The organism is Bradyrhizobium sp., from assembly GCF_016462955.1.
GTDB lineage: Bacteria > Pseudomonadota > Alphaproteobacteria > Rhizobiales > Xanthobacteraceae > Bradyrhizobium.
This window is the reverse complement of sequence record NZ_JAEMSD010000292.1, coordinates 4,488-7,284: the sequence shown is the minus strand read 5'-3', so window position 1 is coordinate 7,284 and position 2,797 is coordinate 4,488. Positions and strand designations below refer to the sequence as shown.

Below are 2,797 nucleotides of genomic sequence, written 5' to 3'. Positions count from 1 at the left end.
CACCTCGCCCGCAACGGCCACATCGCGATCGTCGCGGCGGTCTCGCCCGCGCGCGAGGACCGCGCCACCGCGCGCCGCATCGCCGACACCGTGTTCCGTGAGATCCATGTCGCGACCCCGGCTGAAGTCTGCGAGGAGCGCGACCCCAAGGGCCATTACAAGAAGGCGCGCGCCGGCGCGCTGGCGTCGTTCACCGGCATCGGCAACGACTACGAGGCGCCCCATGCCGCCGAGCTGGTGATCGACACTTCGACGCGAACGGTTGCTGAAGCGGCCGACGAGATCGAGCGCATGCTGAAGGCGACCGGCGTGCTGTTCGACGAGGTCGTGGATCTCGCCGCGAATATTTGAGGCACGCGCATTCGTTGATGTGCTCGGTGCCCCCACACGGGCGGTGCGTTCCCTAGCCCTTGTGGGGGTGGGCGATCGCATATGAATTACACGGGGACCGTCTGCGGGCTTGCTCGGCCTCTCCCGCTTGCGGGAGAGGCCGACGCGCTCGCAGAGCCCGGCGGGTGAGGGCTCTCGCTGCATAGGGACATCCTCAGAGTCTCAATAGCCCCAGCGCGGAGACACCCTCTCCCCAACCCTCCCCCGCAAGCGGGGGAGGGAGCGCAGTTGTGCGCGTGGTGCGGAGCCGGGCCCAAGTCTGTAACGGCGTGCCAATCCAGAACCTCGTCTTGACATTTTGACAAGTCCTCAGGGGTCTTCTCACCGCCCCTTTTTTGGGGCTAATAGGCCCGGAAAGCTGCCCCGCGTGGGCGCATTTTGCTGCTGTCGGGTCAAAAGCAGCCAAAAACAGCCATTTCCAACAAGAAAGCCCATCATGAAACGCGTCGACGCCCACGGATTGAAGATCGCCCCCGTCCTGTTTGACTTCATCGCCAAGGAAGCGGCCCCGAAAACGGGGATCGCGCCGGATGCGTTCTGGGCCGGGCTTGCAGGCATCATCAAGGAATTGGGACCGAAGAACCGCGAGCTGCTCGCGTTCCGCGACACGCTGCAGGCCAAGATCGACGACTGGCACCGCGCGGGCAAGGGCAAGGCGTTCGACCTCGACGCCTATACTGCCTTCCTCAAGGAGATCGGCTATCTCGTCCCGGAGCCGGCGACCCAGAAGGTCGAGACCGCCAATGTCGACGAGGAGATCGGCCAGATCTGCGGCCCGCAGCTCGTCGTGCCCCTTACCAATGCACGCTATGCGCTGAATGCGGCAAACGCGCGCTGGGGCTCGCTCTATGACGCCTTCTACGGCACCGACGCGATCCCGCACGATCCGTCCGAGAGCGGCAAGGGTTACAACAAGGCGCGCGGCGACAAGGTGATCGCCAAGGCGAAAGCGTTCCTCGACGCCGCCGTGCCGCTGGCGACCGGCAGTCACACCGACGTCACCGCCTACAGCGTCGTCGCGGGCCAGGTCGCGGTGAAGCTGAAGAGCGGCAATGCGACCGCGCTGAAGAACGCGGATCAGTTCGCCGGCTTCCAGGGCGATGCGGCCGCCCCGAGCGCGGTGCTGCTCGTCAACAACGGCCTGCATATCGAGGTCAAGATCGACCGCAGCAGCGCGATCGGCAAGGACGATCCGGCTGGCGTCGCCGACATGATCATGGAAGCCGCGGTCTCCACCATCCTGGACATGGAGGACTCGGTCGCCGCAGTCGATGCCGAGGACAAGGTGCTGGTCTACCGCAACACGCTGGGCCTGATGAACGGCACGCTGTCGGCCGATTTCGAGAAGGGCGGCAAGACGCTGACGCGCTCGCTCAACGCCGACCGCAGCTACAAGACGCCGGACGGCAAGGGCGAACTCAAGCTGCACGGCCGCAGCCTGCTCTTGATGCGTAACTGCGGTCACCACATGTTCACCGACGCGGTGCTGGACGAGAAGGGCGAGGAAGTCCCGGAAGGCCTGCTCGATGCCGCCGTGTCCGGCCTTCTCGCCATTCACGACCTCAAGGGTCTCTCCAACGTCAAGAACAGCCGCACGGGATCTGCCTACATCGTCAAGCCGAAGATGCACGGCCCCGACGAGGTGTCGCTGACCTGCGAGATCTTCGATCGCGTCGAGAAGATGCTGGGGCTGCCCGAGAACACGCTCAAGGTCGGCATCATGGATGAGGAGCGGCGCACCACCGTCAACCTCAAGGCCTGCATCCAGCGCGCCTCCAAGCGCATCATGTTCATCAACACCGGCTTCCTCGACCGCACCGGCGACGAGATCCATACCTCGATGGAAGCGGGTCCCATGATCCGCAAGAACGAGATGAAGGCGCAGGCCTGGATCAAGGCCTATGAAGACTGGAACGTCGACATGGGCCTGACCTGCGGCCTGCCCGATCACGCCCAGATCGGCAAGGGCATGTGGGCGGCCCCCGACAAGATGGCGGACATGCTGGCGCAGAAGATCGGCCATCCGCAGGCCGGCGCCACCACCGCCTGGGTGCCCTCTCCGACGGCCGCAACGCTGCACGCGCTGCATTACCACCAGGTCAACGTGACCGCACGCCAGCAGGAGCTGGCAAAGGGCGGACCGCGCGCGAAGCTCTCGGATATCCTGACCATCCCAGTGTCGAAGTCGAACTGGGCGCCAGACGACGTCAGGCAGGAGATCGACAACAACTGCCAGGGCATTCTGGGTTACGTCGTGCGCTGGATCGACCAGGGCGTCGGCTGCTCCAAGGTGCCCGACATCCACGATGTCGGCCTGATGGAAGACCGCGCCACCTTGCGCATCTCCAGCCAGCACCTCGCCAACTGGCTGCACCAGGGCGTCATTACCGAGGCCCAGGTGATGGAG

2 protein-coding genes are annotated in these 2,797 nt (G+C 65.0%); both read left to right on the top strand.

Annotated elements, in window-relative coordinates:
- On the top strand, positions 1–351 hold a 351-nt coding region (locus tag JHD07_RS25220), incomplete at its 5' end, for an adenylyl-sulfate kinase (RefSeq protein WP_291626964.1).
- A gap of 475 nt (positions 352–826) precedes the next feature.
- A partial coding sequence (locus tag JHD07_RS25215) for a malate synthase G (protein ID WP_291626962.1) occupies positions 827–2,797 on the top strand: 1,971 nt, incomplete at its 3' end.